Consider the following 2,797-nt stretch of genomic DNA (forward strand, 5'->3'; position numbering starts at 1 on the left):
TCGGATGCAACCTCCCTGGCTCAGTTCCAGAACCTCGAGCAGCAGCTCAAGGCAGCGGGCATTAAGCTCGAGCAGGACAACCAGCCGCAGTCCCAGTTCAACTCCGTGATGGGCTCTAAGCAGTACGACTCCGCTTTCTCCGGTTGGGGCATTGGCGCTGACCCCGCCGACAGCGTTCAGTACTTCTACACCAGCGAAATCAACGAGGGTGTGGGCGACCCCGAACTGGATAAGTTCATTGCCTCCATTTACGAGAATGAATCCCACGATGAGCAGCTGAAGATGGCTGCTGAGGCTGAGAAGTGGCACATGGAGAAGGTTGCTATTTACTTCCCCTACGCTAACGGCCCCAGCTACGTAGCTGTGAAGGAGAAGCTGGCTAACTACGGTCCTTCCCTCTTCGCAACCAGCTACACCGACCCCAAGCGCTGGGTCAATGTGGGTTGGCAGAACTAAAACCACAGGTTAATTTTCTGGATTCCTATCGGTAGTTTCTGAATTTTCGGAGGCGCCGACATAGAGCTCCGGAAGGGTAAAGTCCCGCGGTATTCCGCCTCAGAGGCGGGGTACTGCGGGACTTTTCTGTGTTTTTGGCAGGGTGGTTCTGTATCGAGGTGGTTTCGGGAATTATCTGAAATATTTTCCCTGAAACGGTGAACTGGGTCATAGTGCGTGGGAAATGTGTGTATACTATTGCCAATGCAAAATGTGCGTGCTGTCACAAAGGTGTGCGGGTTGTGTTCCCCCGCGTACAGCAAAGCAGCATCACACCTAACTGAGGAAAACTAATGACCACTTTCACCCTCAACCGTCGTACCCTGCTCACCGGCACTGTCGCCCTGGGCACCGTTGGTCTGCTCGCAGCCTGCGGCGGTAACTCCTCCAAGAACGAGAGCAGTGCTCTCTCCGCTGGCGACGACCTGTCCAAGGCGGTCTCCTTCAACGAGCATGACCGCTCCGCCCTCAAGGACGGCGGCGAGCTGCGACTGAGTGCAGACGGCATCGGCCCGAACTTCAACATCCTCAACACCAACGGCTACACCGCAGGTAACCTGAACATTCAGGCTGCAATGAACTCCGCATTCACCGGCGGCTTCTACTCCGACTTCCGCGGCGAAGCGCACATGAACGAGGACTACGTCACCGAATACAAGGCGCAGACCGTTGACGGCGTGCAGACCGTCACCTTCAAGATCAACCCGAAGGCAGCCTTCAACGACGGCACCCCCATCGACGTGAACGCCGTCAAGAGCTACCAGACCATCTACACCGCCGCGGCATCCGGTTCGGACTACCAGATTACCCCTTCACCCATCTGGGAACAGGTCGCAAGTGTTGAATCTGTGGATGGCGACGACCGCCACGTGAAGATTACCATGTCCAAGCCCTGGTACCCCATCGAAGGTAGCTTCACCTCCTTCCTGCACCCGGCATTCGTCGACGTTGCATTCTTCAACGACGGCATGAACGGCAAGCCCCTGGACAAGTACTGGGCAGGTCCCTTCAAGGTCGGCGAATGGGATGCCTCCGGCAAGGTCCTCACCGTCGTTCGCAACGACAAGTGGTGGGGTACCAAGCCTATGCTCGAGCGCATCACCTGGCGTGAAATGACCTCCCAGGCAGAGCAGGCAGCCTTCAAGAACAACGAGATTGACTACGCCGACGCAAGCACTCTCAGCTCCTACAACGAGCTCTCCACCGTCGCCAACGTCGATATCCGCAAGGGTAGCGCGCTGGCCGTGGGCAACTACGAAATCAACCCCGAAAAGGTTCCCCTGCCCGTACGCCGCGCATTCGTCGCAGCCCTGAACCGCGAGCAGCTGTTCAAGCTGCGTTACGAGAAGCTCGGCTGGAAGGAACCCCTGCCCGGCTCCATGTGCATGCTGCCCGTGCAGGAAGGCTACCAGGACAACTACCCGACCAAGCTCGGCAAGGACGTCGCCACCAAGATTCTCGAAGATGCAGGCTACACCAAGAACGGCGACTACTACGAGAAGGACGGCGTGAAGGCTTCCTACTCGGTGACCACCTTCGGTACCGACCCGGTCGTCAGCTCCACCGCCCAGTTCCTCGTTCAGCAGATGAAGGAAATTGGCATTGAGCTGAGCATCGACAACCACGGTGCATCCGAAATGGCAAGCATCATCTCCGCGAAGAACTTCTCAATCAAGAGCGGCGGCTACGGCATCACCACCTCCCCGGTGGATGCAGCGAACTACTTCTACATCTCCGAGACCAACAACGGTCACGGTAAGGACCTGGACTCGCTGGCAGCAACCATGATGTCCACCGAAGACCCGAAGGAACAGCTCAAGATCATGAACGAGCTGGAGAAGCGCCACCTGGACGAGGTCGCAATCTACGTCCCGACCCACAACGGCCCCAACTTCAAGGCATGCCGTAAGACTCTGGCGAACTACGGCCCCATGCTCTTCGGCCTGCCCTACTACAACCCGAACGTATGGATCAACGTCGGTTGGGAAAAGTAAAAAACTAAACGCTGAGCACAGCTCCCACGCCCCATAAGGGGTAAAAGCGCTAAAGCGGCGTGTTACAAAAGGATTAAAACCTTCTGTAGCACGCCGCTTTTCCCTACCCTAGAGAGCAACGAGGATATACTTAAAAACAAATGTGGGCATTCTGCCCACCCCGGCAGAGACTGTCCTCCCGCCGGGTTGGAGTGCCGACTACGCACCGTTCGCGTACCGCCTCCACAACACTGCGAATACTCTAGGAGAAATTCCATGAAGAGCATGTCTGTCTCTCGCCGTACCCTCCTGACCGGCACCGTTGCCCT

At 57.0% G+C, this 2,797-nt stretch carries 1 protein-coding gene and 1 pseudogene; both read left to right on the forward strand.

Annotated elements, in window-relative coordinates:
* A pseudogene (locus Q0216_RS09175) lies at positions 1-456 on the forward strand (ABC transporter family substrate-binding protein); the annotation flags it as partial.
* Between the two features lie 332 nt (positions 457-788).
* Positions 789-2,489: an ABC transporter family substrate-binding protein gene (locus tag Q0216_RS09180; protein ID WP_298594741.1), complete on the forward strand. Its 1,701-nt coding sequence runs from the start codon at positions 789-791 to the stop codon at positions 2,487-2,489.
* The last annotated feature ends 308 nt before the right edge of the window (positions 2,490-2,797 follow it).

The organism is uncultured Rothia sp., assembly GCF_937976295.1.
GTDB lineage: Bacteria > Actinomycetota > Actinomycetes > Actinomycetales > Micrococcaceae > Rothia.

What these genes read in the sequence shown, in the direction of transcription:
- Q0216_RS09180 (WP_298594741.1), top strand. Translation starts at nt 789, where the DNA reads ATGACCACTTTCACCCTCAACCGTCGTACCCTGCTCACCGGCACTGTC.